This is a genomic window from Mycobacterium appelbergii (assembly GCF_032883035.1).
Classification (GTDB): Bacteria; Actinomycetota; Actinomycetes; order Mycobacteriales; family Mycobacteriaceae; genus Mycobacterium; species Mycobacterium appelbergii.
The window spans coordinates 867,585-893,888 of sequence record NZ_JAMQTH010000001.1; the positions used below are offsets into that span (position 1 = coordinate 867,585).

Annotated in this window: 24 protein-coding genes and 1 tRNA gene; 14 read left to right on the forward strand and 11 right to left on the reverse strand. The window is 67.5% G+C overall.

The window, feature by feature from the left end:
• Positions 1-1,962 (reverse strand): acetate--CoA ligase, encoded by a 1,962-nt coding sequence (gene acs / locus M1247_RS04120; protein ID WP_317154962.1) that lies wholly within the window; start codon positions 1,960-1,962, stop codon positions 1-3.
• A gap of 127 nt (positions 1,963-2,089) precedes the next feature.
• Between acs and M1247_RS04125 the strand changes: the two genes are divergently transcribed.
• Positions 2,090-2,827, forward strand: a complete 738-nt coding sequence (locus M1247_RS04125; protein ID WP_317154963.1) for a Fic family protein — start codon at positions 2,090-2,092, stop codon at positions 2,825-2,827.
• Here M1247_RS04125 and M1247_RS04130 read toward each other — a convergent pair.
• From M1247_RS04130 to M1247_RS04145, 4 genes are read right to left on the reverse strand one after another with little or no spacing between them, the layout of a single operon-like run.
• Positions 2,824-4,131, reverse strand: a complete 1,308-nt coding sequence (locus M1247_RS04130) for an MFS transporter (protein WP_317154964.1) — start codon at positions 4,129-4,131, stop codon at positions 2,824-2,826. The genes M1247_RS04125 and M1247_RS04130 overlap by 4 nt on opposite strands.
• Positions 4,132-4,136: 5 nt before the next feature.
• On the reverse strand, positions 4,137-5,285 hold the full coding sequence (dgoD, locus tag M1247_RS04135) for a galactonate dehydratase (RefSeq protein ID WP_317154965.1): 1,149 nt from the start codon (positions 5,283-5,285) through the stop codon (positions 4,137-4,139).
• Positions 5,285-5,902: a 2-dehydro-3-deoxy-6-phosphogalactonate aldolase gene (locus M1247_RS04140; protein ID WP_317154966.1), complete on the reverse strand. Its 618-nt coding sequence runs from the start codon at positions 5,900-5,902 to the stop codon at positions 5,285-5,287. Before M1247_RS04140 ends, dgoD begins: the two co-directional genes overlap by 1 nt.
• On the reverse strand, positions 5,899-6,903 hold the full coding sequence (locus M1247_RS04145) for a 2-dehydro-3-deoxygalactonokinase (protein WP_317155030.1): 1,005 nt from the start codon (positions 6,901-6,903) through the stop codon (positions 5,899-5,901). The genes M1247_RS04140 and M1247_RS04145 overlap by 4 nt, the downstream gene beginning before the upstream one ends.
• Positions 6,904-6,974: 71 nt before the next feature.
• Here M1247_RS04145 and M1247_RS04150 point away from each other — a divergent pair, with 71 nt between their 5' ends.
• A complete protein-coding gene (locus M1247_RS04150; RefSeq protein ID WP_317154967.1) occupies positions 6,975-7,754 on the forward strand; it encodes an IclR family transcriptional regulator in 780 nt (259 codons plus the stop codon).
• A 422-nt stretch (positions 7,755-8,176) separates the two neighbouring features.
• Here M1247_RS04150 and M1247_RS04155 read toward each other — a convergent pair whose 3' ends face one another.
• Positions 8,177-9,067 carry an HAD-IB family hydrolase gene (locus M1247_RS04155; protein WP_317154968.1) on the reverse strand — a complete coding sequence of 297 codons (891 nt, stop codon included), beginning with the start codon at positions 9,065-9,067 and terminating at the stop codon, positions 8,177-8,179.
• Between the two features lie 356 nt (positions 9,068-9,423).
• Between M1247_RS04155 and ssd the strand changes: the two genes are divergently transcribed.
• The 7 genes from ssd to M1247_RS04190 are packed head-to-tail and all read left to right on the forward strand — an operon-like array spanning position 9,424 to position 13,890.
• A complete protein-coding gene (gene ssd, locus M1247_RS04160) occupies positions 9,424-10,494 on the forward strand; it encodes a septum site-determining protein Ssd (protein WP_317154969.1) in 1,071 nt (356 codons plus the stop codon).
• Positions 10,491-11,651: a TadA family conjugal transfer-associated ATPase gene (locus M1247_RS04165; protein ID WP_317154970.1), complete on the forward strand. Its 1,161-nt coding sequence runs from the start codon at positions 10,491-10,493 to the stop codon at positions 11,649-11,651. The genes ssd and M1247_RS04165 overlap by 4 nt, the downstream gene beginning before the upstream one ends.
• Positions 11,648-12,424, forward strand: a complete 777-nt coding sequence (locus M1247_RS04170; protein ID WP_317154971.1) for a type II secretion system F family protein — start codon at positions 11,648-11,650, stop codon at positions 12,422-12,424. The genes M1247_RS04165 and M1247_RS04170 overlap by 4 nt, the downstream gene beginning before the upstream one ends.
• Positions 12,421-12,996, forward strand: coding sequence for a type II secretion system F family protein (locus M1247_RS04175; RefSeq protein WP_317154972.1), 576 nt, complete (start codon positions 12,421-12,423; stop codon positions 12,994-12,996). The genes M1247_RS04170 and M1247_RS04175 overlap by 4 nt, the downstream gene beginning before the upstream one ends.
• Positions 12,997-13,026: 30 nt before the next feature.
• Positions 13,027-13,230, forward strand: coding sequence for a DUF4244 domain-containing protein (locus M1247_RS04180; RefSeq protein ID WP_317154973.1), 204 nt, complete (start codon positions 13,027-13,029; stop codon positions 13,228-13,230).
• Between the two features lie 20 nt (positions 13,231-13,250).
• Entirely contained in the window at positions 13,251-13,550 is a 300-nt protein-coding gene (locus tag M1247_RS04185) for a TadE family type IV pilus minor pilin (RefSeq protein WP_317154974.1), read from the forward strand.
• Positions 13,540-13,890 carry an Rv3654c family TadE-like protein gene (locus M1247_RS04190; RefSeq protein ID WP_317154975.1) on the forward strand — a complete coding sequence of 117 codons (351 nt, stop codon included), beginning with the start codon at positions 13,540-13,542 and terminating at the stop codon, positions 13,888-13,890. The genes M1247_RS04185 and M1247_RS04190 overlap by 11 nt, the downstream gene beginning before the upstream one ends.
• On the opposite strand, the gene M1247_RS04195 is transcribed toward M1247_RS04190, so the two are convergent.
• Positions 13,887-14,912 carry a PAS domain-containing protein gene (locus tag M1247_RS04195; protein ID WP_317154976.1) on the reverse strand — a complete coding sequence of 342 codons (1,026 nt, stop codon included), beginning with the start codon at positions 14,910-14,912 and terminating at the stop codon, positions 13,887-13,889. The two genes, M1247_RS04190 and M1247_RS04195, sit on opposite strands and share 4 nt — an antisense overlap.
• A 281-nt stretch (positions 14,913-15,193) precedes the next feature.
• Positions 15,194-17,554, reverse strand: a complete 2,361-nt coding sequence (locus M1247_RS04200; RefSeq protein ID WP_317154977.1) for a DNA 3'-5' helicase SftH — start codon at positions 17,552-17,554, stop codon at positions 15,194-15,196.
• A gap of 299 nt (positions 17,555-17,853) precedes the next feature.
• On the opposite strand from M1247_RS04200, the gene M1247_RS04205 reads away from it, so the two are divergent.
• The 3 genes from M1247_RS04205 (at position 17,854) to topA (ending at position 21,671) form a co-directional block, all read left to right on the forward strand.
• Positions 17,854-18,057 (forward strand): cold-shock protein, encoded by a 204-nt coding sequence (locus M1247_RS04205; protein WP_006243848.1) that lies wholly within the window; start codon positions 17,854-17,856, stop codon positions 18,055-18,057.
• Between the two features lie 94 nt (positions 18,058-18,151).
• A complete protein-coding gene (locus tag M1247_RS04210; protein WP_317154978.1) occupies positions 18,152-18,745 on the forward strand; it encodes a hypothetical protein in 594 nt (197 codons plus the stop codon).
• 103 nt (positions 18,746-18,848) lie between these two features.
• Complete coding sequence (gene topA / locus M1247_RS04215; protein WP_317154979.1) at positions 18,849-21,671, forward strand: type I DNA topoisomerase; 2,823 nt, start codon at positions 18,849-18,851, stop codon at positions 21,669-21,671.
• Here the strand turns inward: topA and M1247_RS04220 are convergent.
• Positions 21,668-23,284, reverse strand: a complete 1,617-nt coding sequence (locus tag M1247_RS04220; RefSeq protein ID WP_317154980.1) for an adenylate/guanylate cyclase domain-containing protein — start codon at positions 23,282-23,284, stop codon at positions 21,668-21,670. The two genes, topA and M1247_RS04220, sit on opposite strands and share 4 nt — an antisense overlap.
• A gap of 81 nt (positions 23,285-23,365) precedes the next feature.
• On the opposite strand from M1247_RS04220, the gene M1247_RS04225 reads away from it, so the two are divergent.
• Together M1247_RS04225 and M1247_RS04230 are read left to right on the forward strand one after the other, a co-directional pair.
• A complete protein-coding gene (locus M1247_RS04225; RefSeq protein WP_317154981.1) occupies positions 23,366-24,574 on the forward strand; it encodes a DNA polymerase III subunit delta' in 1,209 nt (402 codons plus the stop codon).
• 92 nt (positions 24,575-24,666) lie between these two features.
• Positions 24,667-24,742 (forward strand) — tRNA-Thr (locus M1247_RS04230).
• Here the strand turns inward: M1247_RS04230 and M1247_RS04235 are convergent.
• Positions 24,743-25,615, reverse strand: a complete 873-nt coding sequence (locus M1247_RS04235; RefSeq protein WP_317154982.1) for an alpha/beta fold hydrolase — start codon at positions 25,613-25,615, stop codon at positions 24,743-24,745.
• Positions 25,612-25,974: a carboxymuconolactone decarboxylase family protein gene (locus tag M1247_RS04240; protein WP_317154983.1), complete on the reverse strand. Its 363-nt coding sequence runs from the start codon at positions 25,972-25,974 to the stop codon at positions 25,612-25,614. Before M1247_RS04240 ends, M1247_RS04235 begins: the two co-directional genes overlap by 4 nt.
• Between the last annotated feature and the right edge of the window lie 330 nt (positions 25,975-26,304).

The following is a 26,304-nucleotide window of genomic DNA, read 5'->3' on the forward strand; positions in this document are numbered from 1 at the left end:
CTACTTGCTGGCCCGGATGGCTTCGAAGACGCTGGGGTCGACCAGGGTCGAGGTGTCTCCGAGTTCGCGACCTTCTGCGACGTCGCGCAACAACCGGCGCATGATCTTGCCGCTGCGGGTCTTGGGCAGCTCGGGCACCACATGGATCTCGCGGGGCCGGGCGATCGGTGAGATCTCCTGGGAGACCTGCTTACGCAGCTCGTCGACCATGTTCTCCGCACCGCCCTGCGCGCTGGCCTTGAGGATGACGAACGCGCAGATGGCCTGGCCGGTGGTGTCGTCGCTGGCCCCGACGACAGCGGCCTCGGCCACCCCGGAGTGCCCGACGAGTGCCGATTCCACCTCGGCGGTGGAGATGCGGTGCCCGGAGATGTTCATGACGTCGTCGATGCGGCCCAGCACCCAGATGTTGCCGTCGGCGTCGTAGCGGGCGCCGTCACCGGCGAAATACCAGCCCTGCTGGGCGAACCGGGACCAGTAGGTGTCTTTGAACCGTTGCGGATCGCCCCAGATGCCCCGCAGCATCGCCGGCCACGGCTCGTCGAGCACCAGGTAGCCGGTGACGTGCTCGGCTTCGTCGGCGCCGGGGACCAGTTCGTTGCCGTCGTCATCGACGATCTTCGCCGAGATGCCGGGCAGCGGGGTCATCGCCGAGCCGGGCTTGGCCGCGGTCACCCCGGGTAGCGGCGAGATCATGATGGCGCCGGTCTCGGTCTGCCACCAGGTGTCCACGACGGGAGTCTTGTTGGCGCCGACCACATCCCGGTACCAACGCCAGGCCTCGGGGTTGATCGGCTCGCCGACCGACCCGAGCAGGCGCAGGCTGGTCAGGTCGTGGGCCCCTGGAATCTGGCGACCGAGCTTCATGAACGTGCGGATCAGCGTGGGGGCGGTGTAATAGATTGTGACGCCGTATTTTTCGATGATCTCGAAGTGCCGGTGCTCGGTCGGTGAGGTCGGCGTGCCCTCGTAAACGACCTGCGTCGCGCCGTTGGCCAGCGGTCCGTAGACGATGTAGGTGTGCCCGGTGACCCAGCCGATGTCGGCGGTGCACCAGTACACATCGGTCTCGGGCTTGAGGTCGAAAACGCATGAGTGGGTGTAGGCCGCCTGGGTCAGGTAACCGCCCGAGGTGTGGACGATGCCCTTGGGCTTGCCCGTGGTGCCCGAGGTGTACAGCAGGAACAGCGGCTGCTCGGACTCGAATGCTTGTGGAATGTGCTCGGCCGACGCCGGGTCGACCGTCTCGTGCCACCACAGATCGCGGCCTTCGGTCCAGTTCACGTCGATACCGGTGCGCCGGACCACCAGCACGTGCTGGACCGACGGCTGGCCCTGCACGGCCTCGTCGACGGCCGTCTTCAACGAGGCAGCCTGGCCGCGGCGGTACTGCCCGTCGGTGGTGATGACGAGCTTGGCCTCGGCGTCCTCGATGCGTGCCTTGAGGGCCGCCGCAGAAAACCCTGCGAACACCACGCTGTGCATGACGCCCAGGCGTGCGCACGCCAGCATCGCCACGATGGCCTCGGGCACCATCGGCATGTAGATCGCGACCCGATCCCCGGCGGTCAGACCCAGCTCGGTCAGCGCGTTGGCGGCCTTGCTGACCTCGTCTTTGAGTTGGGCGTAGGTGATGTCACGCGCGTCTCCGACCGGTTCGCCCTCCCAGTGGATGGCCACCCGGTCGCCGTTACCGGCCTCGACGTGGCGGTCCACGCAGTTGTAGGCGACGTTGAGCTTTCCGTCGCCGAACCACTTCGCAAACGGTGCCTGCGACCAGTCCAGTACTTCGGTGAACGGGGTCTGCCAGCTCAGCCGGTTGGCCTGGGACGCCCAGAACGCCAGCCGGTCCTGCGCGGCCTCGACATACAGCTGGTCCGTCGCGTTGGCATTGGCCGCGAAATCCGCGGGCGGCGGATAGGCTGACGGAACATCGGTGTGCGTCACTGACGGGTTTGTCATGGATGTGAGCCTAGTCACCGAAGGTTGCAGCAGCGTTGGACCCTCACCGGATGGCTGATGGGCGGCTGCCCCGATGCGGTGAACGGTCGGAGTTGGCGCGGTGAGCGGTCGACTAGCGTGAGCAGCTATGACCGATCCACTCGCACCCCTGGCTGATCTACCGGGCGTGGCCGCGGCGAGTGACGAGGCGCGGGACGCGCTGGGACGTGCGCATCGTCATCGGGTGAATCTTCGGGGCTGGCCGCAGTCGGCCGCCGAGGCGGCGTCGCGGGCGGCCCGGGCCTCTGCGGTGCTCGACGGTGGTTCCCTGCGGCCTGTCGACGGCGAGCCGGATCCGGTGATGGCCGGCGCGCTCCGGGTTGCCGAAGCCCTGGAAGGCGGCGCCACCACCCTGGTCTCGGTGTGGCAGCGGGCCCCGCTGCAGGCTTTGGCGCGGTTGCATTCGCTGGCCGCCGCCGACCTCGCCGACGACGATCATCTCGGCCGCCCGCGCACCGACCTCGATGTGGGGCGCCGTCTTGAGCTCCTGGCCGAACTCATGACCGGTGGCTCGCGGGTGCCCGCGCCGGTCCTGGCCGCCGTTGCGCACGGCGAACTGCTCACTCTGGAGCCGTTCGGCACCGCCGACGGCGTGGTGGCCCGTGCGGTGTCGCGGTTGGTGACCATCGCCAGCGGGCTGGACCCGCACGGGCTGGGAGTCCCCGAGGTGCACTGGATGCGCCGATCGGGGGACTACCGGGCCGCGGCGCGTGGGTTCGCGTCGGGCACACCTGACGGGTTGACCGCGTGGCTGCTGCTGAGTTCCCAAGCGCTGCACGCCGGTGCGCGGGAGGCGTTGCAGATCGCCCAGGCGGCGGCGGGTTAGCCGGACACCCGCTCGACCCGGCCGACCAGGAACACATAAGCCGCGATCCCGATCGCGGTGACCACCGTCATGTAGACGAAGCCGGGCGCGAAACTCTGGTCGGTGACCAACAGGCCGATGATGATCGGCGTGGCGATCGACGACAGATTGCCGATGAAGTTGAACATGCCGCCGGTGAGGCCCAGCAGCCGCTTGGGCGCCAGCGCCGAGACCAGTGACCAGGTGATCGACGCCAGGCCGTTGCCGAAGAACGCGATCGACAGGAACAGCACCACCATGGCCGTGGAATCGGTGAAGTTCGCGCCGATCATCGCGGTCGTCAGCAGCAGCCCCGTGATGATCGGGCCCTTTCGCGCCGCGCCGAGCGAAACACCCTGCCGCAGCAGGAAATCGGAGAACACCCCCGAGATCAGCACGCCGATCAGGGCTGCGATGAACGGCAGCGACGCCAGGAAACCCGTCTTGATGTAGTCCATGTCGCGGTACTCGACCAGATACGTCGGGAACCACGTCAGGAAGAACCACAGCGTCGAGGTCAGGCAGAACTGGCCCAGGTAGATGCCCCACAACTTGCGCCGTCCGAGCACTGTCGCGACGTCGGCGCGGGTGATCGCCGCCCGCTCGGGCTGTTCATCGACGACATCGACGAGCCCGCCGCCACTTTCGATGAGAGCGATCTCCGCCTCGTTGGCGCGGGACTCACGCGGCTCGCGGTAGCTCAGGTACCAGATCGCGGCCCAGAGCACCCCGATGGCACCGGTCACGATGAAGACCCAGTGCCAGCTCAGCACCGATTGCAGCCAGGCCAGGATCGGCGTCAGCAATGCCAGGCCGATGAACTGGCCGGAGGTGTAGAAGCCGATCACCGAGGCCCGTTCCCGCTCGGGGAACCACGCCGTGGCGATGCGGTTGTTGATCGGATACGCCGGTGCCTCGAAGATCCCGACGAGCAGGCGCAGCGCGATGAGCGCCACGAATCCGCCGATGACGCCCATGAACAGGGTGGCCAACGACCACAGGGCAAGGCACACCGGGTAGAGCACGCGGGGCCGCACGCGGTCGACGAGCCAGCCGCCCGGAATCTGCAGTGCCGCATAGGTCCATCCGAACGCGGACAGCAGCAGACCCTGCTGAGCCTTGGACAGATCCATCTCGTCGGCGATCGCGGGCATCGCGATCGACAGGTTGGCCCGGTCCATGTAGTTGATCACCACGGTGACGAACAGCAGGACGGCGATGAGCACACGTGCCCGCGACGCCTGGGCGGCGCGGTTCGGGGCGACTGCGGTTTTGTTCTGCATCATCTGCCTCACCACTCCGCGAAGGATCCGTCGGTGTGACGCCACACCGGGTTGCGCCACCGATGACCTTCGGCGGCCCGTTCGGCCACCAACTCTTCGTTGATCTCGATACCGAGACCGGGTCCGGACGGGATCCGCACCTGACCGTCGGCGTAGGTGAACACGGCCGGGTCGACGAGATAGTCGAGCAGGTCGTTGGTCGTGTTGTAGTGGATGCCCAGGCTCTGCTCCTGGATCGTGGCGTTGTAACAGCCGGCATCGATCTGCAGGCAGGCGGCCAACGCGATCGGTCCGAGCGGACAGTGCAGCGCGAGCGCCACATCGTATGCCTCCGCCATGTGCGCGATCTTGCGGGCCTCGGTGATACCGCCGCAGTGCGAAGGATCCGGCTGGATGATGTCGACCGCGCCCGAGGCCAGGACAGCCTTGAAGTCCCACCGGGAGAACAGCCGTTCGCCCAGGGCGATGGGGATGGGCGACTGTCGCAACACATCGACGAACCCGTCGATGTGTTCGGACAGCACGGGCTCTTCGACGAACATCAACCGGTACGGCTCGAGTTCGCGCAGTAGGACTTTGGCCATCGGCTTGTGCACGCGACCGTGGAAGTCCACGCCGATCCCGATGTTCGGCCCCACCGCGTCGCGCACCGCGGCGACGTTGGCGACCGCACGGTCCACCTTGTCCCAGGAGTCGAGGTACTGCAGTTCTTCGGTGCCGTTCATCTTGACCGCGCTGAAGCCCAGATCGACCACTTCCCGGGCAGCCCTGGCTGTTTCAGACGGCCGGTCACCACCGATCCAGGAATAGACCTTGATCTGGTCGCGGACGCGGCCGCCGAGCAGTTCGTACGCCGGGACGCCGAACGCCTTGCCCTTGAGATCCCACAGGGCCTGATCGATGCCGGCCAGCGCGCTCATGTGGACACCGCCCCCGCGGTAGAAGCCGCCGCGGTACAGCACCGTCCACAGGTCCTCGATCTGCGCGGGGTCCTGGCCGATCAGGTAGTCGGACAGCTCTTCGACGGCAGCCGCAACGGTGGCGGCTCGGCCTTCCAGGACCGGTTCACCCCAACCGACCAGGCCGTCGTCGGTTTCGATGCGCAGGAACAGCCACCTCGGCGGCACGGTGTAGGTTGTGATCGACTTGATCTTCATCAGGCGTTCCTCTCTGCCTCGGACCAGATGTGGGTGAGGGCGCGCGCACGTCGGCCGACGACGTCGGCTTCGTCGCCGGGGCGGTACAGGCTCGATCCGATGCCCGCACCGCCGGCACCGGCGGCGGCCCATTCGGCCAGGTTGTGCTCGTCGACGCCACCCACCGGCAGCATCTCGACATTCGTGGGAAGAACCGAACGCCAGGCCGACATCCCCGAGATCCCGACCGCGTTCGAGGGGAACAACTTGAGACTGATGGCGCCCGCGGCGACGGCGCGGAATGCCTCGGTCGGTGTGGCCACCCCGGGATAGGGCCGCAGGCCGCGGGTGACCGCCGCGGCGATCACGTCCTGATCGGCGTTGGGCGCGACGATGATTCGTGCACCCGCGGATTCCGCGCGGACGACGTCGTCGACGGTGAGAACCGTTCCCGCGCCGACGACGCATGTGCTCGGGCTCGCCGCCGCCAGTCGTTCGATGGAGTCAAAGGGCTGTGGGGAGTTGAGTGGTATTTCGATGGCGGGGAAGCCGGCTTCGATCAGGGCACTGCCGATGGCCAGGATTTCGTCCGGACGCACGCCGCGCAGAATCGCCACCAGGCCGGTCGGCTGATTCATGAAATCTCCTCAATGCGTTGGGTGGGGCCGATCAACCCGGCGTTGACGGCCACGGTCCACAGGCCGAGCGCCGCGGCTTCCTCGGTGAACGAGGCCGCGGGGCGCACGTCGTGCCGCTCGAGTGCGGCCGCGTACCGACGGCACAGATCGGTGTTGCCGCACAATATGATTGGCTGATCAGTTCGATGTCCGGGCAGCAGGTGCCGCACTTCGTCGGCGATCAGCAGACCGGAGACATAGTCGGGCAGTGAGCCCGGCTCGAGCAGGTTGTCGAGCACGAGCGCGCGGGCGCCGAACAGAGCGGCGGCCACGCCGCGTGAGGTGTCGGCGTCCAGGCCGCGGGCGAACGCGGCCTCGTCGACGGCTGTAGCGCCCGCCGTCGCGGCGGCTGTGCGGGCCAGGATCCCGTGTCGGGTCAGCAGCCCGTAGAGCTCACCGGTCATCGCCGTGGTGAATGAGAGCACTTGGTGTGCACGGATGTTGACCCACTTCGTATGCGTTCCGGGCAGCACGACGAGTAGCTCGCCTGCCGGTTCCTCAAGTAGGCGCATGATGCCGATGAGCTGGGTTTCCTCGCCGCGCATGACATCTCCCGCACCGGCGCCGCCGCCGTGCTCGACACGCAGGCCGGGAATCAGACGCAAGATCCCGTGATCGTGGGGGACTGGCGTCAACGTCTCGGCACCGATGGCCAGTGGGGTCGGCACGGTCAGGTATCCGGTTTCCCGCCAACCCTGCGCGCTTCCCACCATGCCGCACGCGATCACAGGCAGACCCGGATGTGCCTCGAGCCAGTCGGCGCACACGTCGGCGAAGGCGCGCGCATAGTCGCGGGCGCGGGTCTCGGCATCGGCACCGGTGGTGACACTGAGCAGCCCACTGTCACGTTGACGAGCGGCAATGATGCGCGCATCGTCGCCCAACAGCCACGCCCGCAAGGCGGAGGTGCCCCAGTCCAGGGCAATGAGCCGGGGCGCGTCCGCGGTGGACGTGGTATGCATCACAACCAGCAATATGCGGACTTAATCCCAAAATATCCAACACTGTCCCTATATGTGGGACGCTGAAAGGTATGGCTGTATCCACGGACATTCCGCCCGGCACGCAGACCCTGGCCCGCGGGCTGGCGGTGATCAGGATCGTCGCGGACGGGGCGCGTGACCTGCGCACGCTGGTCGAACGCAGCGGGCTCGGCCGGAGCACGACGCACCGCCTGGTGCAGTTGCTGGTGCGGGAGGAGTTCCTGCGGCACGTCGACGGCGGCTATACCCTGGGGCCGGCGTTGATCGAACTCGGATTCAAAGCGCTACACGGTAATCCGCTGCCGGTGGTCGCGCGGCCCATTCTTGAGGAGCTGTCGGAGCAGGTGCACGACACCGTCCATCTCGGCGTGATCGACGGCGACTCGGTGTTGTATCTGGAAAAGCTGCCGGGATCGCGCGGCGCCGAGATGCGCTCCCGGGTCGGGCATCGGATGCCGCTGACGCGGACCGGCGTCGGGATGGCCATGCTGTTGGATTCGCCGGAGCGCTGGGAGTCGCTGTACACCGCCGACACCGGCCGGGTCGAGGTACCGGTCACCGGCAGACGCACCGACGTCGACTTCTGTACGCGGATGCACACCTACGCGAAGATGGGCGCCGCGATGGATTTGGAGGACAACGAACCCGGCATCCGATGCGTCGCCGCGCCGGTGCGTGACGCATCCAAGGCCATCGTGGGGGCTATCAGCGTTTCGGCGACCCGGCCCTACATGCCTGCCGCGCGCATGCGTGGCCTGGTACCGGTTGTCCGACGTGCCGCCAACCGCATCTCGTCGGCCATGGGGTACCGGGACGCGCCGCAGTCCTGAGCCTGTCCATCCGGGCCCCAGCAACGCAAAGCGGGCGGCGCTCCGAAACTGAGTTCGGCTCGCCGCCCGCTAGCACGGATCCCGGTTACCAAGCGTGCGATGTGGGTTGCGTGGGTGGCCTCGGCGTCCTTGCGACGCGCTTCGGCTGCAACCCCACCCAAGGAGCCGTCGTGCCGTCCGCTCTTCGCAACTACGCAGGCCCGCAACACTTTTGCCTATTCCGCGGCATGTGCTCCGCGTGGGTGCTGGAACCCGTGCTAGGAGCTCGGTTCGGGAGATATAACCTTCTCTTCCGGCTATACCTTGGCCTCACCAAGCTTCCGTGCTTCATTTGTACCCTGTGACCACGGTCACTTCAAGGCCCAAAATGCGGCCCGCGGCCGGATCGTTACGTGGGAGCCTCAGCTACTACACGCGGTAGGTCACAATGCGAAGCGTCGCAGCAGTGAATACGTCAGCGCGCCGGCCGCCAGTGCGCTCATCCCGACCGCGGCGGTGGTGGCGACGGCGGCCCCTGACGGAGCCGGAATACGGTCCCGCAGCGACACCGGTTTGGTGAAACTCAGCAGGGGCCAGCCGCGCGCGGCGGCCTCTTTGCGTAGCGCGCGATCGGGATTGACCACCGTCGGGTGGCCCACTGACTCCAGCATCGGGATATCGGTGATCGAATCGGAGTAGGCGTAGCAGTGGTCAAGGGCGTAGCCCTCGCGGGCGGCCAGGGCCCGGATGGCTTCCACCTTGCCCTCGCCGTAGCAGTAGAACGCGATCTCGCCGGTGTACCGCCCATCCTCGACCACCATCCGCGTGGCCATCGCGTGGGTCGCGCCCAGCGCCCTGGCGATCGGCGCGACGATCTCCTCACCCGACGCCGACACCACGACGATGTCGCGGCCGCACAACCTGTGATCGGCGATCAGTTCGGCCGCTTCGGCGAATACCAGTGGGTCGACGATGTCGTGCAGCGTCTCGCCGACGATCGACTTGACCTGTTCGACGTCCCAACCGGTGCACATGTTGGCGATGTAGGTGCGCATCCGGTCCATCTGCTCGTGGTCGGCCCCGGACATCAGGAACAGGAACTGCGCGTAGGTGGACTTGAGGACGGCCCGGCGGTTGAGCAGTCCCTGGTCGAAGAAGGGTTTGCTGAAGGCCAGCGTGCTCGACTTGGCGATCACCGTTTTGTCGAGGTCGAAGAATGCCGCGGTGCGAACCGGTTTGTCGGCCGGGATCCCGGCGTGCGGTGCGATCGCCTCCCCGGCAGTCCGATCGGATGCGGTCACAGCGCCAGCATAGAGGCCGATGCCGCGCGACATCGGACCGAGAGGTCAAATCGGCAGTTCACGAGGCTATCCGGCGGAGGCGGGCGGGCAACCTCCGCGGTGGTAACTCGCAGGTGCGTCTCTTGCGTGTTTTTGCAGTTCCGTGTGTATAGTGAGCATTACTCGGCTTATGCCGAGGGTGCATCAGCCCGACCCCCCGGGGCTGATACACGACGACCTCCGCCTCCTCCCCCCCTGGCGGGGGTCGTCTTCTTTTCGGGGGAGGTTTCCCCGGTAGTTGCGGAGCGTTGATTCAACACGCGTCAGCGACTTATCCCCAATCGCTACTTCATCCCCAATTCTCGATTTGGTGATGGTGCCCTGTCGGTCCGTGGCCGCAGGGTTGGTCCATGGCCACATCCAACGGTCTGACGAATGCCGTGCTTGCGTTAGTGGGCGATCCGGTGCTGCGCGACGACGTTGCGCGAGTAGCCGCCGCCGCGGGCGTGGCTGTGGTGCACGCCGAGGATCCGTCCAGTCGCAAGGTGTGGGCGGCGGCAGCCGCAGTGGTGCTCGACATCGACGCGGCACGCCGCTGCGCCGGCCGCGAACTGCCACGACGCGACCGGGTGGTGCTCGTCGGGCATGCCGATCCGCTGCCCGCCGATTGGCAGGCAGCCATATCCATCGGCGCGCAACAGGTGGTCACCCTGCCCGCTCAGGACGCCGCACTGGTGGCCACGCTGTCCGATGCCGCGTCACGCGACCAGGGCCGGCGGGGACCGCTGGTGGCCGTGGTGGGGGCGCGCGGCGGTGCCGGTGCGTCGGTGTTTGCGGCCGCCCTCGCGCAATCGGCGACCGAGGCCCTGCTCGTCGATGCCGATCCGTGGAGCGGCGGCATCGACCTGGTCATGGGAAGCGAAGACGAGCCGGGCCTGCGTTGGCCCGACCTGGCGTTGCAAGGAGGGCGGCTCGGCTACCCCGCCCTGCGGGACGCCTTGCCGCGCCGCAACCGGGTCAGCGTGTTGTCCAGTGGGCGTACCGGCATCGATATCGAGGCGGGACCACTCGGTGCGGTGATCGACGCGGGGTGCCGTGGCGGGATCACCGTCGTCTGCGACGTACCGCGCCGGTGCACGGCCGCGGTGGAGACCGCGTTGGACTCGGCCGACCTCGTCGTCCTCGTCACGCCTGCCGATGTGCGCTCGTGTGCGGCCGCCGCGGCCGCCCGCCCCTGGGTGCTGGCGTGCAACCCCAACGCAGGCGTGGTGGTGCGGGGACCCGCGCCCGGCGGGCTGCGGGCGGCCGAGGTCGCCCGCATCGTCGAACTGCCCCTGCTCGCCGCCATGCGTCCGCAGCCAGGCGTCACCGAAGTCCTTGAGCGGGGCGGGCTCCGGCTGAAACGGCGATCACCGCTCGCCGCCGCAGCGCGTCGGGTGCTGACCGTACTGGCCGGGCATCCGGAGACGGAGGCGGCATGAGCACCTCGCTGATCGACCGGGTGCGGGAACGGCTGGTGGCCGAGGCGTCACCGCTGAGCCCGGGTGTGGTGGCCGCGGCGATCCGCGCCGAATCGGGCGGACTGCTCGGCGACACCGAGGTGCTGACAAATCTGCGGGTACTGCAGACCGAACTCGCCGGGGCAGGCATCCTCGAACCGCTGCTGTGCGCCGACGGCGCCACCGACGTGCTGGTAACCGCTCCTGACGCGGTGTGGGTGGATGACGGCAACGGATTGCGGCGCAGTGAGATCCGGTTCCGTGACGAGGCCGCGGTGCGCCGCCTGGCACAGCGGTTGGCACTACTGGCCGGGCGCCGCCTCGACGAGGCGCAGCCGTGGGTGGACGGCCAGCTCAGCGGGATCGGGCCATTCACCGTGCGACTGCACGCGGTGCTGCCGCCGGTGGCGGTCGACGGCACATGCCTGTCGCTGCGGGTGCTGCGACCGGCGACCCAGGACCTCGACACGCTCATCGGATCCGGGGCGATCGCACCGGCGGCCGCTGACCTGTTGCGCGGCATCATCCGCGCCAGGCTGGCCTTCCTGATTTCCGGTGGTACCGGATGCGGTAAGACGACGCTGCTGGCCGCGGCGCTCGGTGCGGTGGCGCCGCAGGAACGAATCGTCTGTGTGGAGGATGCGGCCGAACTCGCCCCGCCACACCCGCACCTGGTGAAGTTGGTCGCCCGCGGGGCCAACGTCGAAGGGGTAGGGGAGGTTTCGGTGCGGGATCTGGTCAGGCAGGCGCTGCGGATGCGGCCGGACCGGATCGTCATCGGGGAGGTCCGCGGCGCGGAGGTCGTCGATCTATTGGGCGCGCTCAACACCGGCCACGACGGCGGTGCGGGCACGGTGCATGCCAACAGCCCCGCCGAAGTGCCCGCGCGGCTGGAAGCCCTTGGCGCCCTCGGTGGGCTTGATCGCCGTGCGCTGTGCAGCCAGTTGGCGGCTGCGGTGCAGGTGCTGCTGCACGTCAGCAGGGATGTCGAGGGTCGGCGTCGTCTCGCGGAGATCGCGGTGCTGCGGCGGGAGGGCGCCGATGGCGTCGGCGTGCTCACCGCCTGGCACGTCGACTCCGGATTCGGTTGTGGTGCTGACCATCTCGCTGCCCTGATGGCGCAACGGAGCGGCTCGTGAGTGCGGCGGCGCTGGCATTGGCCGCGGCGCTGCTGGTCTGGCCATCGGCGCCCCGCCGGTTCTCGGCACGGCGATCACCGCAACGCCGTCGTCGCCTGCTGCTGCCCGTGGCCGCAGTGGCCGCCGCCGTGCTGGCCGGGGCGGTTCCCGTGCCGGCGATACTGGCGGCGGCAGCGGTGGCGGGCACTCTCGGGTTACGGCACCGTCGCCGTGCGACACGTCTGCGCCGCCGGGAGGAAGCGGTGGCCCTGCAGGCCGCGCTGGAGGTGCTGGTTTCAGAGTTGCGGATCGGTGCACATCCGGTGAGCGCATTCAACACTGCCGCGGGCGAAGTTTCCGGCCCGGTGGCCGACGGTATGCGTGCCGTCGCGGCACGTGCCCGCCTGGGTGCCGATGTCGCCGCCGGTCTCGACGACGCCGCGGCGCAGTCCGGCCTTCCGATGCACTGGGAACGGCTCGCGGTGTGCTGGCGGCTGGCCCAGGTGCACGGGCTCGCGATTGCCACGCTGGTGCGTACCGCACAGCAGGACATCGTTGAGCGTGAACGCTTCTCGGCCCGGGTCGGCGCCGCGATGGCCGGAGCCCGCACCACCGCCGCGGTGCTGGCCGGGCTGCCCGTGGTGGGCATCGCGCTCGGCCAGCTCATCGGGGCCGAACCGGTCGCGTTTCTGCTGGCTCCCGGGGTCGGCGGCTGGTTGCTGGTCGTCGGGGTGTTGTTGGCCTGCGCCGGCCTGCTGTGGTCGGACCGGATCACCGCTGGAGCGCTGAGATGACCTGGGCGGCCCTGCTTCTGGCGGCTGCGCTGGTGATGGGCAGCAGTCCCGCCGGAGCTCGGATACGTGCCGTGCCCGCGGCGGTCACGGCCGGTGCGGCGACCCGGATACGTGCCGGGGACCCGCTCGCGGCGGCCTCCACCTTCGACCTCTTCGCCGCGTGTCTGTCGGCAGGCATGGCTGTGTCGAGTGCGGCCAGGGCCACCGCGGCGTCCGCGCCGGTGCCGCTCGCGCGGCTGCTGGTCCGCGCTGCGGATCTGTTGGCGCTGGGCGCGGACCCGAGCACCGCATGGTCGAATGATTCGCTGCCCCAGGACAACAACGCTGAGGCCTTGCTGCGGCTGGCTCGACGGTCGGCGTCGTCGGGGACAGCGCTCGCGCACGGGGTCGCGGAGCTGGCGACTCAGTCGCGCCACGAGGCGGCAGCGGCGGCGGACGCGGCCGCCGAACGGGCCTCGGTGCTCATCGCCGGACCGCTCGGGCTCTGTTATCTGCCTGCGTTCCTGTGCCTCGGGATCGTTCCTGTGGTCGCCGGACTCGCCGGCGACGTGCTGGGTTCGGGTTTGTTGTGAGATCGATAGCGCGATGGGGAAGGAAAAGAGATGACAGTGAACATGATTCGACGGGCCGAGGCGAGAATGACGCTGCTGGTGGTCGACGAGTCCGGAATGTCCACGGTGGAATACGCCATCGGAACCGTCGCCGCTGCGGCCTTCGGGGCGATCTTGTACACGGTGGTCACCGGGGACTCCATCGTCACGGCACTGACCAACATCATCAGCCGCGCGCTGAACACCAACGTGTAGGTGAGCGCGGTGCCGTCACTGTGGAGGCGGCCTTCGCCATCGCGGCGTTGGTGGTCGTTCTGGTGCTCTGTGTCGGTGGGCTGGGCGCGATGTCGATGCAGGTCCGTTGTGTCGACGCGGCCCGTGAAGCCGCCCGGCTCGCGGCCCGCGGCGACGGGTCCGCCACCGATGTGGCGCGCCGCATTGCGCCTGACGGCGCGGCGGTACAGGTCCGCCGTGACGGGATGCTGGTGCTGGTGCGGGTCAGTGCTCGTGCCGCACTGCCGGGGGTCACCGTCTCGGCCGACGCGGCGGCAGCCATCGAACCCGGTGCGCGGTGAGCGGGGCTCGGCGAGTGTGCTCGCGGCAGCCATGGTTGCGGTTCTGGTGGTCTCGACCGTGGCTGGCGGCTACCTCGGTGCAGCGGTGGTCGCACGCCATCGGGCCCAGGCCGCAGCGGATCTGGCGGCGTTGGCGGCGGCGGGCATGGTCGGGGCCGGCGCGGAGGCGGCGTGTGCGCGCGCCACCATGATCGCGACGGCGATGCGTGTCGCCGTCGCTGCCTGCCGGGTGGAGGGGCTGGACGTGGTGGTCGACATGGACGCGGTCGCGAACCTCGGCCGCTTCGGCGTCGGCCCGGCACGTGCGGTCGCCAGGGCCGGCCCGGTGCAGCGTGGTTAGTCGATGTCGTCCAGGTCGGCCTCGGCGATCTCGTGGTCGGCAGGCAGTCGCAGTGCCACGAGCCCGGCGTACGTGTCCGCGTCGAGTTCGATCCGGTTGATCGTCATGTGTACCGGCTGCCAACCGCCGTCGGTGGTCCGCATCCGCAGCACCGCACTGGTCATCCCGGTGCTGAATTCCGTTGTCATCGTGTCCATGTGCCGGAGGTCGGCCGGGTGTATGCGCGCCGGTCCGCCCTCACTGCTGCGCCAGTCGAAGAACGGTGCGGGCGTATCGAGCCATTTCAACAACTTCCAGTTGTTGAGATCGATCAGTGCGCGGTGCACGTTCGGCTGGGCAAGCCCTTCGAGGATCCGCTGCGCGAGGTAATCAGCAGGCACCGTGGTGGTATCCCGTTCGCTGCGCCAGTTCATGGCACGGCAGATCAGCCGCTCGGTGCCGTCGTCGGAGGCTTCGAGAGTCACCCGTCCGACGAAGCCCACAGTGATCGAATCGCCGCGGAAATCGGTCACATCCCAGGTGGTGCACAAGGTGTTGCCCGGCACGGGTTTGATCGCCATTGACAGCACCTTCGCCTCGCTGGCGTTCAGATCGCGGGTCGGCAGATCGTCGGCGAACGCACGGCCGTGCGTGGCCTCGGTTTTCGGGTCCATTCCACTGTTGGTGATGGATTCCGCAGTATCGGTGGCGATACCGGTCGACAGGTCCCATTTCAACGGACCCGGAATGCAGCGTGCGGGCGGCTCGACGTTGGGTGGCCCGATCCAGACGTGCACGCCATGGATGCGCCCGTCCGACATCTGCACCACTTCGGTGCGGATTACGCGGTCGTTCTTCGGGGTGATGCTGCTCAGCCCCTGACCTGCTCGTACGGTCTCACCGATGGCGCTCTGGATCGCCGTGAGATGGGGGTTGCGGCGCAAAAATGCGCTGATAGGTACGAGTTTCTTTGTTTGCGGACCGCGGGCGACCACAGCGGGCTCGCTGCCCAATGTCTCCACGAGCAGCCAGTCGTGGCTCATATCGGTATTTTACCGGGGTTCGAGCCACGGCTGAGACAACGAAATTCGCACGTTACTCCTTCGACTGTGCCACTCGGGCGGTTGTGATGCGGTGGTGCCGAGTTGCAAACATGAGTGTTTTCACGTAATTTGCCACTGCGCCCGGCTTTCGGGATTGGGAACGGATCGCGTTGTCTGACCGTTCATCGCAACGTCTGTGTGTTCGGCGTGCCCGGCCGTGGCTATTTTTTGCGTGATCCGTGGAGTCGACCGTCGAGGGGTCGGTCGTCTTTACGGTCATGTCAGCCGAAACGTTTGTCCACCTCGCCGAGCACCAGGCGCAGTATCCGGAGCGCCCCCGATTTGTCGAGAGGGTCGTTGCCGTTGCCGCACTTCGGTGATTGCACACATGACGGGCAGCCATGTGGGCATTCGCACGCTTCGATCGCCGCGGCCGTCGCGCCCCACCAGGTGCTGAGTCGGCGGAAACCGCGGTCAGCGAAGCCGGCCCCGCCGGGATAGCCGTCGTAGACGAAGATCGTCGGTAGTCCCGCCAGCTCACCCGGTCCGGGCCCCACCGCCGTCGACACCCCACCGATGTCGCCACGGTCACAGCTGGCCACCAGTGGCAGCAGGCCGATCGCGGCATGTTCGGCGGCATGTAACGAGCCTGGAACATTGAGTGGGTCAATGCCGCTGCGCTGCAATGCCTCCGGGGTGATGGCGCACATCACCGCCATGGTGTCCAGGGTGCGGGTGGGCATATCGAGTTCGACGAAGTCGATCACCTCGCCGTCCATCCGCCGACGCAGGTAACCGACCACGGTGTTGGTCACCGATACCGGAACCAGGCCCACCGTCACGTCGCCGAATGCGGTGCGTTCTCCCGGTCCGGTGACGACGATGTCGGTGAGTTCCCTGGCGAAGGTGGTGTAGCCCGGATCGGCGGCGTGGACGAACGCGATGCCGTCTTCGAAATCCAGCGAGTCGACGAGATAACTCTCGCCCTGGTGCAGGTAGACCGCTCCGGGATGAACCGACGCGGCAGCCTGGCCGGCGCCGGCGCTGCCCAGCATCCGGCCGGTGTCGGCTTCCAGGATGGCGATCTGGCCGCCCGTCGAGCCGCGGATGTCGACCGCGGGATGCGGGTCGACGCTCGGGGTGGGGAAGTAGCCGCTGGGGCGCCGGCGAAGCAGGCCGTCATCGACCAGCGCCTCCGCGACGGACTCGGCGTTCCACATCCGCACCTCGGCATGGGTGAGCGGGAGTTCGGCCGCGGCGCAGAGCAGTTGGGGGCCGAGCACATGTGGATTGGTGGGGTCGATGACGACGCGTTCGATCGATTTGTCGAGCAGCGCGGCCGGATGATGCACCAGGTAGGTGTCCAGTGGGTCGTCGCGCGCGATCAGCACGATCAACGCACCCTGACCGCGCCGCCCGGACCGGCCTGCCTGCTGCCAGAACGAGGTGACCGTCCCGGGGAAGCCGGCCATCACCACCGCATCCAGCCCGGCGATGTCGATTCCGAGTTCGAGCGCGTTGGTGGTGGCCAGCCCGCGCAGCCGTCCATCGGTCAGCGCGTGTTCCAGCTCGCGCCGGTCCTCGGCGAGGTAACCGGCCCGGTAGGAGGCCACCCGCTCGGCAAGTTCGGGTGCCGTGTCCTCCAACCGGGCCCTGGCGCCCAGCGCGGTGAGCTCGGCGCCGCGGCGCGACCGCACGAACGTCAGGGTGCGGGCCCCCTCGGAGATGAGATCGGCCATCACCCGTGAGGCCTCGGCGCCGGCCGAACGCCGCACCGGCGCACCGTTCTCGCCCGCGAGGTCGGGTAGCAGCGCCGGCTCCCACAGCGCGATGGTGCGGGCGCCCTGCGGCGAACCGTCTTCGGTCACCTCCACCACGGTCTGTCCGATCAGCTCGGTGGCGGTTTCTGCGGGGGCGGCGGTGGTTGCGCTCGCGAAGATGACCGTCGGTCCCGAGGAGTTGGCGCCGGTGCCCGAATAGCGTTCGCACAAGCGGAGCAGCCGCCGCAGCACCATCGCCACGTTGGAGCCGAATATGCCGCGGTAGTAGTGGCATTCGTCGACAATGATGAACTTCAGGTTCCGCAGGAACACCGCCCAGCGCGCATGGTTGCGCAGTAGCGACAGATGGATCATGTCGGGATTGGAGAAGATCCATCGGGACCGTTCGCGGGCGAAACGACGGACTTCGGTCGCGCTGTCGCCGTCGTAGGAACTCGGGGCGACATCTCGCAGTGCGGTGACGGATTCGGTCAGCGTCTGCGCGGTGCGCAGCTGGTCGTGACCGAGCGCCTTTGTCGGAGAAAGGTAGAGCACCCGGGCGCGAGGGTCGGCGGCCAGTGCCGAGAGGACCGGAAGCTGGTAGGCCAGTGACTTGCCCGAGGCGGTTCCGGTGGAGACCACGACATGGCGGCCGTCGTGGGCCAACTGGGCCGCGCTCAGTTGGTGGGACCAGGGCGCGGCGATACCGCGGTCTTTCAGTAACTGCACGAGTTCCGGTTGGGCCCATTCCGGCCACGCGCCGGGTTTGCCCTGACGAGATTCCAAATCCGCGACGTGGCGTAGCGGATGTTCGTCGCCCGGGGTGCCGTCGACCGCGCAGACCAGCAGCTCACGGCCGAAATTCAACCCCCGATCCGACACGTTCTGACCTCCTGGGACTTACCCCGGGGCGGCACGCCCGGGTTCGTAAACGAATTGTTCACCACGTGAACCGCGCCGAGACTGTCGCAGCAGCCCCGAACATGATTGACTGAGCACGGTCGCAGCTTCTGTGTTTGTTACTCGCACTCGCAGGATCATCGTTGCGATCGCGGTTCCTGCGAGGGTTGTAGGTCGGGTCTAGTTCCGGCGACTCCACGAAGGTATGGCGGTCGGAACGGGCCCGGTACACCGGAAGTCGGTGAACCGTACCCGGTAAGAAGAGAAGGAAAGATCGAGAAATGCCACAGGGAACTGTGAAGTGGTTCAACGCGGAGAAGGGCTTCGGCTTCATCGCCCCGGAGGACGGCTCCGCCGACGTGTTTGTCCACTACACGGAAATTCAGGGTAGCGGCTTCCGCACCCTGGAAGAGAATCAGAAGGTCGAGTTCGAGGTCGGCCAGAGCCCCAAGGGGCCGCAGGCCACTGGCGTACGGGCCGTCTGAGCTAGCCCAAGCCACGAGAAAGCACCCCCGCAAAGTCCTACGGACACCGCGGGGGTGTTCTCGATTTGGGGGCAGTCTGGCCTACTGTCAATTCGTGAGTCAGCTGTCCTTCTTCTCGGCTGAGTCGGTGCCGCCCGCGGTCGCCGACCTCACCGGGCTGCTCGCCGGGCCCGGGCAGATTGTCTTGCTGGGCAGTGGGAGTCAGCAAGGCGCGCGGATCTCGGCGGTCGTCGACGCGCCGTGGCGCGCGCAGGCGATCGCGGAAATGATCGGTGAGGCCGGGCTGACGCCGGAAATCGCCAAAACCGACGAGAACACTCCGCTGGTGCGCACCGCGGTGGACCCACAGTTGGTGCCGATTGCGCGCGAATGGACGCGGGGTGCGGTCAAGACGGTGCCGGTGCAGTGGCTGCCGGGATCCCGGGAGTTGCGGGCATGGGCGCTGGCAGCGGGCACCCCCGAGGCGCAGGATCGTTACCTGCTCGAACTGGACCCGCACGCACCCGATACCTACGCATCGCTGGCGGCAGCGATGATGAGGGTGGGCATCGCCCCGACGTTGATCGGCACCAGAAGTGCCCATCCGGCGTTGCGGATAAGTGGTCGGCGGCGGCTGTCGCGCCTGGTAGAAAACGTGGGGGAACCGCCGGGCGACGCTGCGGCGTTAGCGCACTGGCCACGTATTTGATGGTCACGAACCGGAGAGCCGGTTTGCGTAGGCTCGCACGTAATGCGAAATTGACAGTTGCCCCGCACGCCGGGGCAACTACGGAAGTGGAGTGTAGGCACAGTTGGCTGGCGACGACCGCGGCAGCGGTAGGAGTGGAAATGTTCGGCGACTCGTCATAGTCGAGTCGCCCACAAAAGCGCGCAAAATAGCCGGCTACCTGGGCTCCAACTACATCGTCGAGTCCTCCCGTGGGCACATCCGTGACCTGCCGCGGGCCGCCGCCGACGTCCCGGCGAAGTACAAATCCGAACCGTGGGCCCGCCTCGGGGTCAACGTCGACGCGGGTTTTGAACCGCTCTACATCGTCAGCCCGGACAAAAAGAGCACGGTCACCGAGCTCAAGGGCCTGCTCAAGGACGTCGACGAGCTCTATCTGGCGACGGACGGTGACCGCGAGGGCGAGGCCATCGCCTGGCACCTGCTGGAGACGCTCAAGCCGCGCATCCCGGTCAAACGGATGGTCTTCCACGAGATCACCGAATCCGCGATCCGGGCGGCCGCCGAAGATCCCCGTGACCTGGACATCGACCTGGTCGACGCGCAGGAAACCCGCCGCATCCTGGACCGGCTGTACGGCTACGAGGTCAGCCCGGTCCTGTGGAAAAAGGTGGCGCCGAAGTTGTCGGCCGGCCGCGTGCAGTCGGTGGCCACCCGCATCATCGTGTCGCGTGAACGCGAGCGGATGGCGTTCCGCAGCGCCGGGTACTGGGACGTCACCGCCGAGCTGGACGCCAGCGTCTCCGATCCGCAGGCGACGCCGCCGCGGTTCACCGCCAAGCTCAACACCGTCGACGGCCGCCGGGTGGCGACCGGACGCGACTTCGACTCGCTGGGCCAGCTGAAGAAGCCCGACGAGGTGCTGGTGCTCGACGAGTCCGGTGCGGGCACGCTGGCAGCCGGTCTACGCGGCGCACAGCTGTCTGTCAGCTCCGTGGAGCAGAAGCCGTACACCCGTCGGCCCTACGCGCCGTTCATGACCTCCACGTTGCAGCAGGAGGCCGGCCGCAAGCTGCGGTTCTCCTCGGAACGCACCATGAGCATCGCGCAGCGGCTGTATGAGAACGGCTACATCACGTATATGCGTACCGACTCGACCACGCTGTCGCAGTCGGCCATCGACGCCGCACGCAACCAGGCCCGCCAGCTCTACGGCGAGGAGTACGTGCACCCGACACCGCGGCAGTACACCCGCAAGGTCAAGAACGCCCAGGAAGCCCACGAGGCCATCCGGCCCGCCGGCGAGGTGTTCCAGACTCCGGGGCAGCTGCACGCCCAACTCGACACCGACGAGTTCCGGCTGTACGAGCTGATCTGGCAGCGCACCGTGGCCTCGCAGATGGCCGACGCGCGCGGCACCACGCTGTCGTTGCGGATCGCAGGCACTGCTCGCTCGGGCGAGCAGGTCGTGTTCAACGCGTCCGGTCGGACCATCACGTTCGCCGGCTTCCTGAAGGCCTACGTCGAGAGCATCGACGAACTGGCCGGCGGTGAGTCCGACGACGCCGAGAGCCGTCTGCCCAACCTCACCCAGGGGCAGCGTGTCGATGCGGCCGATCTGACCGCCGACGGTCACACCACCAGCCCGCCGGCCCGCTACACCGAGGCCTCGTTGATCAAGGCACTCGAAGAGCTCGGCATCGGCCGGCCGTCGACGTACTCCTCGATCATCAAGACCATCCAGGATCGCGGCTACGTGCAGAAGAAGGGCAGCGCGCTGGTGCCGTCCTGGGTGGCATTCGCCGTCGTCGGTCTGCTGGAGCAGCACTTCGGCCGACTGGTGGACTACGACTTCACCGCCGCCATGGAGGATGAGCTCGACGAGATCGCCAACGGCCAGGAGCAGCGCACCAACTGGCTCAACAACTTCTACTTCGGTGGTGACCACGGGGTCGAGGGGTCGATCGCACGTGCAGGTGGGCTCAAGAAGCTCGTCGGCGGCAACCTCGAAGAAATCGATGCCCGTGTTGTCAACTCCATCAAGCTCTTTGACGACTCCGAAGGGCGCGCCGTCAATGTCCGGGTGGGCCGCAACGGGCCGTACCTGGAGCGGATGGTTGCCGATCCGGACAATCCCGGTGAACTCAAGCCGCAGCGCGCCAACCTCAAGGACGAGCTGACTCCGGACGAGCTGACCCTCGAACTCGCCGAAAAGCTCTTCGCCACACCGCAGGAGGGCCGTTCGCTCGGCATCGATCCGGTGTCCGGGCATGAGATCCTCGCCAAGGACGGCAGATTCGGTCCCTACGTCACCGAGGTGCTTCCCGAGCCGCCGGAGGATCCCGACGCGGGTACCCCGGCGAAGAAGGGCAAGAAGCCGACCGGCCCCAAACCGCGCACGGGTTCGCTGTTGCGCACGATGGATCTGGAGACGGTGACCCTCGACGACGCGTTGAAGCTGTTGTCGCTGCCTCGGGTGGTGGGTGTCGATCCGTCCAACAATGAGGAGATCACCGCGCAGAACGGCCGATACGGGCCATATCTCAAGCGCGGCACCGATTCCCGCTCACTGGCCACCGAAGAGCAGATGTTCACCATCACCCTCGACGAGGCGCTCAAGATCTACGCCGAGCCGAAACGCCGTGGCCGCCAGGCCGCGTCGGCCCCACCGTTGCGTGAACTGGGCACCGATGAGGCGTCGGGCAAGCCGATGGTGATCAAGGACGGCCGATTCGGCCCCTACGTCACCGACGGCGAGACCAACGCCAGCCTGCGTAAGGGCGACGACGTGCTGTCGATCACCGACGAGCGGGCGTCCGAACTCTTGGCGGACCGTCGGGCGAGGGGGCCGGTGAAGAAGGCCGCCAAGAAAGCCCCGGCCAAGAAAGCCGCCAAGAAGGCGCCCGCCAAGAAGACCGCGGCCACGAAAGCTGCCAAGAAGGCTTAACTCGTCACGTCGCTGTGGGCTTCGTCCCGGTTGGCGTCGTCAATATCGTGCGGCGACATCAGATTGACCGGACGGGCCAGCTGGGTGGGCGCGGTGCGGCCGCGCAGCTCCACCACCTCGCCGACGTCCCAGCACAGGGCTTCGGCGTCGAGGGCTCCGCTGACCGCCATTGCCGAGGCCAGCACGTGGCCTTCCTCCAGCTTGGCCAACTCGGTGAGCCGCGCGGCCTCGTTGACCGGGTCCCCGATGACGGTGTACTCGAATCGGGCCTGAGCGCCGATGTGGCCGGCGATCGCGCGGCCCGCCGAGACACCGATGCCGAAATCGGTGTCGGTGCCCAGCACGCTGAGCAGTTCGTCGTGCAGCTCGCGGGATGCGGCGAGCGCGGCACCGGAGGCGTCGGGATGCTCGATGGGGGCGCCGAAGATGGCCAGTGCCGCGTCGCCCTGGAACTTGTTGACGAAACCGCCGTGCCGGTTGACGGTGTCGACGATGACGCGGAAGAACTCATTGAGCAGGTTGACCACTTCGCCGGCGGGAATCGTCGAAGCCAGGTGCGTGGAGCCCACGAGGTCCACGAAGAGCACGGCCACATCGCGTTCCTGGCCACCCAGTTCGGTGCCGCGTTCCAGGGCGCGGCGTGCCACGTCTTCGCCGACGTAGCGGCCGAACAGATCGCGCAGTCGTTGTCGCTCGGCGAGGTCACGCACCATGTCGTTGAATCCGGCCTGCAGCAGGCCCAACTCACTGGCGTCGTAGATCTGCATGTGCGCGTTGTAGTTGCCGCGCTGCACTTCACCCAGCGCCCAACGCAACTGGCGTAGCGGGTCGGCGATCGACATGGCCACCAGCACCGTGCCGGACAGGCCGATCACCAGGGCAGCCACGGCAAGCAACAGGATCGGTGTGGTCAGCCGGTCCGCCGGGGCGGTGAGGATGGCGAACTTGCTGGCCACCAGGGCCAGCACGATGGCCAGGATGGGCACGCCGGTGGAGAGCACCCACGTCAGCACCTGGCGCAGGATGACGCCGGGAGCCCGGAAGTTCTCGGGCACCCCACCGCGCAGTGCGGCGACGGCAACCGGGCGCAGCACCCGCTCGGACTGCAGGTAGCCGATGATCGCGGTCGCGGTGGCGCCCAGCGCTGTGGCCACCGCGACCACCGGTGCGGACTGGCTGGCGACCGGCCAGCTGGCCACGATGAACACGATCGACCCCATGCACCAGTTCGTGACGCTGATCAGGGTTCGGTAGAACGGCATCTTCAGCGCACGGGCGCGGGCGAGTTCGGTGATACCCGGATCGCTCCGGGACAGCAGCGAGTCGCGGCGCTGCCAGCGGATCACCGGGATCAGCAGCCGCAAGCTCAGGTAGGAGCCGATGATGAAGGACACGAAGAGGTAGCCCAGGAAGATCGCCAGGTTGAACGCAGGCAGATCCTGCAGCTGGATCCGGTCTTCGGGGGGCAGCCCGAAACGCAGGAAGCCGAGGACGAACAGCGCGCCGATGATGTCGGCCTGCAGCATCCCGAGGGTGAACACCGGCCACGGGGTACGTGCCACCCATCGGACGAATGCGCTGATTCGCCCGATCGGTATTGCGTCCGTGCTCACGCGTTAACCGTATCGGGCCGCGGGGACGTTCACCGCTGCTGTGGGCAGGTTGTGTCGGCCTGACCACTACTGTTAGTGGTGATGAGCGGTGTGTTTTCGCGGCTGGTGGGCCAGCACGTGGTGGAACAGGAGTTGGTGGCCGCCGCTGCGGCGGCGCGGGGTGATTCCGCGCACAACGGTGTCACGACCGGTTCCATGACACACGCGTGGCTGATCACCGGCCCGCCCGGATCGGGACGGTCGGTGGCGGCGCTGTGTTTCGCCGCGGCGCTGCAGTGCACGTCAGAGGGGGCGCCGGGGTGCGGGCAATGCCGGGCCTGCACCACCACGATGGCGGGTACGCACGCCGATGTGCGTCGCATCATTCCCGAGGGACTGTCCATCGCGGTCAAGGAAATGCGGGAGATCGTCCAGATCGCGTCGCGACGGCCGGGGACGGGACGCTGGCAGGTCGTGGTGATCGAGGACGCCGACCGGCTCACCGAGGGCGCCGCCAATGCCTTGCTCAAGGTGGTGGAGGAGCCGCCACCGTCGACCGTCTTCCTGCTGTGCGCGCCGTCGGTGGATCCCGAGGACATCGCGATCACCCTGCGGTCGCGGTGCCGGCACGTGGCGTTGACGACGCCGTCGGTGGAGGCCATCGCCGACGTGCTGATCACCGGTGACGGGCTGCCCGAGGCGGACGCCCGGTGGGCGGCCTCGGTCAGCGGCGGCCACGTCGGGCGTGCGCGCCGGCTCGCCGTCGACCCGGAGGCGCGCGAACGCCGGAAACGGGCGCTGGGACTGGCCCGCGACGCCGCGACGCCGACACGGGCCTATGCGGCGGCCGAGGAGATGGTGGCGGTGGCCGAGGCCGAGGCCTTGGCCCTCACCGTCGGCCGCAACGAGACCGAGACCGAGGAACTGCGTACCGCGCTGGGTGCGGGCGGCACCGGTAAAGGCACCGCGGGCACGATGCGTGGCGCCACCGGTGCGCTCAAGGAGCTGGAGAAGCGGCAGAAATCCCGGCACACCCGGGCGTCGCGCGATGCGCTGGACCGGGCGCTGATCGACCTGGCGACCTACTTCCGCGATGCCCTGCTGGTGTCGTCTGGGGCGGGTGCGGTGACGGCCAACCATCCCGACATGGCCGAGAAGGTCGCTGCCATGGCAGCACATGCGCCACCGGACCGACTGCTGCGCTGCATCGAGGCGGTGCTCGAGTGCCGCGAAGCCCTGGCCGTCAACGTCAAACCGAAGTTCGCCGTCGACGCCATGGTGGCCACGGTCGGGCAGGCGCTGCGAGACTGACGTCCGGCGGGCTGGAGCGCAGCGACTCGGGGATCGACTTTGGTTCGGCGTGGGCGCTGCCGTAGACTCGTGCCGCCCGGTTCGCCGGGCGCGCCACCTTAGCTCAGTCGGTAGAGCGATTCACTCGTAATGAATAGGTCAGGAGTTCGATTCTCCTAGGTGGCTCCATTACTTTGCGTAGGCGTTTGTCAGAAAATCGTCGACCAGTGGAACGACCTCGTCGAGGTGCGTTTCGAGCAGCCAGTGGCCCCCACCGAGCAGGTGGATCGGAACGCCGGGTAGGTCACGCTCATAGGCTCGCGCAGATTTCTCCGGCATGTAGCCGTCGTGCGGGCCCCAGACGATCAGCGTCGGTGGCCGGTGCTCGCGCAGATAAGCCTGCTCGGCGGAGAACCATCTCAGAGTGTTGGGTTGATCCTCCAAGAGCCGGACGAGATTCGCGATGCGTGTGGGCGTCGACATCAGCGACCAGTGCAGGGTCCACAGGTCGGGACTGATGCGGTCGGCGATGTGGTCGGGCAGTTCGCCGCGGAACTCGGTCTCGAAGCCGCGCAGCGTGACGTGCTCGGCGATCCGACGGCGGGCCGTCGGGCCGGGGTTGTTCCACAATTCCTTGAGGAAGTCGTATTTCGGTCCGAAGGCGTCTTCGTAAATGTCGCCGTTCTGGATGACGAGGCCCGCGACACGTTCGGGTTCGGCGATGGCGAGTTGGAAGCCGATTTGGGAGCCGTAGTCGTGCAGCCAGATCACGTAGCGCTCGAGGGCGAGGGTGTCGACGAATGACTGGAGGAACCGGCTGTACGCGGCGAACGTGTAGTCGAAGGCATCGGGGGAAGGTGTTGCGCTGTAACCGAACCCGGGAAGGTCGGGCGCGACGAGCCGCCAACAATGTCCGAGCTGCGTCATCAGGTTGCGGTAAACGTACGACGAGGCGGGATAGCCATGGGGGAGTAGCAGGATGGGACCGTCGATGGGCCCCGCCGCGCGGTAGAAGGTATCGACGCCGTCGACGGTGATCCGGTGGTGGGTTACAGGTGTCACGGTTCTTCGAGTACCCGTTTGGCCACTTTCATCGCCGCGTTGGCGTTGGGGAAGCCGGCGTAACCGCTGGAGTGGTAGATCACCTCGGCGATCTCGTCCTCGGTGAGGCCGTTATTGCGGGCAATGTTGACGTGTGACTCGAACTCGTCGGTGGCGCGCATGGCAATCAGGATGCCCATCGTGACCAGACTGCGGTCACGGCGGCTCAGGCCGTCACGGCCCCACAGGCGGCCGAAGACATTGTCAATACCGATTTCCAACAGTTCACCGCCGAACCCACCATCACCACCCAGTGCGGGCTCGACGCCCGGGAGCAATTCACGAAAGACCTGAAGACCCTGTTCGCGCGCGTCTGTCATGCCAGTCAGCTTGGCACGTATCCGATGAGCTTTCGGGCGCAGCGCGGAGCAATCATTCACTGCCCCGAAGCAATGACATCGTAGGCGCGGCCGAACTGTCGGATTGCATCGTTGATACGTGGTGATGTCGCCAGGTAAACGGTCAGCTGGCTGTCGTAGATGCTCCAGTCGTTGTCTGTGATCTGGCTCGGAGATAAGAGGTGACTGTCTTTGAAGAATTCTCTGCACGCGCGGCTCGATCAGCTTGTTGTCTTGGCGAGACCCCGTTGCTGAGTCCACCCGGTTTTGGAGTCGGGTTTGTTTGATCCAGATTCAGTTGATGCTGCAGGC

Excerpts from the sequence above, each read along its gene's own strand:
- acs (WP_317154962.1), bottom strand. The coding sequence starts at position 1,962 with ATGACAAACCCGTCAGTGACGCACACCGATGTTCCGTCAGCCTATCCG.
- M1247_RS04125 (WP_317154963.1), top strand. The coding sequence starts at position 2,090 with ATGACCGATCCACTCGCACCCCTGGCTGATCTACCGGGCGTGGCCGCG.
- M1247_RS04130 (WP_317154964.1), bottom strand. The coding sequence starts at position 4,131 with ATGATGCAGAACAAAACCGCAGTCGCCCCGAACCGCGCCGCCCAGGCG.
- dgoD (WP_317154965.1), bottom strand. The coding sequence starts at position 5,285 with ATGAAGATCAAGTCGATCACAACCTACACCGTGCCGCCGAGGTGGCTG.
- M1247_RS04140 (WP_317154966.1), bottom strand. The coding sequence starts at position 5,902 with ATGAATCAGCCGACCGGCCTGGTGGCGATTCTGCGCGGCGTGCGTCCG.
- M1247_RS04145 (WP_317155030.1), bottom strand. The coding sequence starts at position 6,903 with ATGCATACCACGTCCACCGCGGACGCGCCCCGGCTCATTGCCCTGGAC.
- M1247_RS04150 (WP_317154967.1), top strand. The coding sequence starts at position 6,975 with ATGGCTGTATCCACGGACATTCCGCCCGGCACGCAGACCCTGGCCCGC.
- M1247_RS04155 (WP_317154968.1), bottom strand. The coding sequence starts at position 9,067 with ATGTCGCGCGGCATCGGCCTCTATGCTGGCGCTGTGACCGCATCCGAT.
- ssd (WP_317154969.1), top strand. The coding sequence starts at position 9,424 with ATGGCCACATCCAACGGTCTGACGAATGCCGTGCTTGCGTTAGTGGGC.
- M1247_RS04165 (WP_317154970.1), top strand. The coding sequence starts at position 10,491 with ATGAGCACCTCGCTGATCGACCGGGTGCGGGAACGGCTGGTGGCCGAG.
- M1247_RS04175 (WP_317154972.1), top strand. The coding sequence starts at position 12,421 with ATGACCTGGGCGGCCCTGCTTCTGGCGGCTGCGCTGGTGATGGGCAGC.
- M1247_RS04180 (WP_317154973.1), top strand. The coding sequence starts at position 13,027 with ATGACAGTGAACATGATTCGACGGGCCGAGGCGAGAATGACGCTGCTG.
- M1247_RS04195 (WP_317154976.1), bottom strand. The coding sequence starts at position 14,912 with ATGAGCCACGACTGGCTGCTCGTGGAGACATTGGGCAGCGAGCCCGCT.
- M1247_RS04205 (WP_006243848.1), top strand. The coding sequence starts at position 17,854 with ATGCCACAGGGAACTGTGAAGTGGTTCAACGCGGAGAAGGGCTTCGGC.
- M1247_RS04225 (WP_317154981.1), top strand. The coding sequence starts at position 23,366 with ATGAGCGGTGTGTTTTCGCGGCTGGTGGGCCAGCACGTGGTGGAACAG.
- M1247_RS04240 (WP_317154983.1), bottom strand. The coding sequence starts at position 25,974 with ATGACAGACGCGCGCGAACAGGGTCTTCAGGTCTTTCGTGAATTGCTC.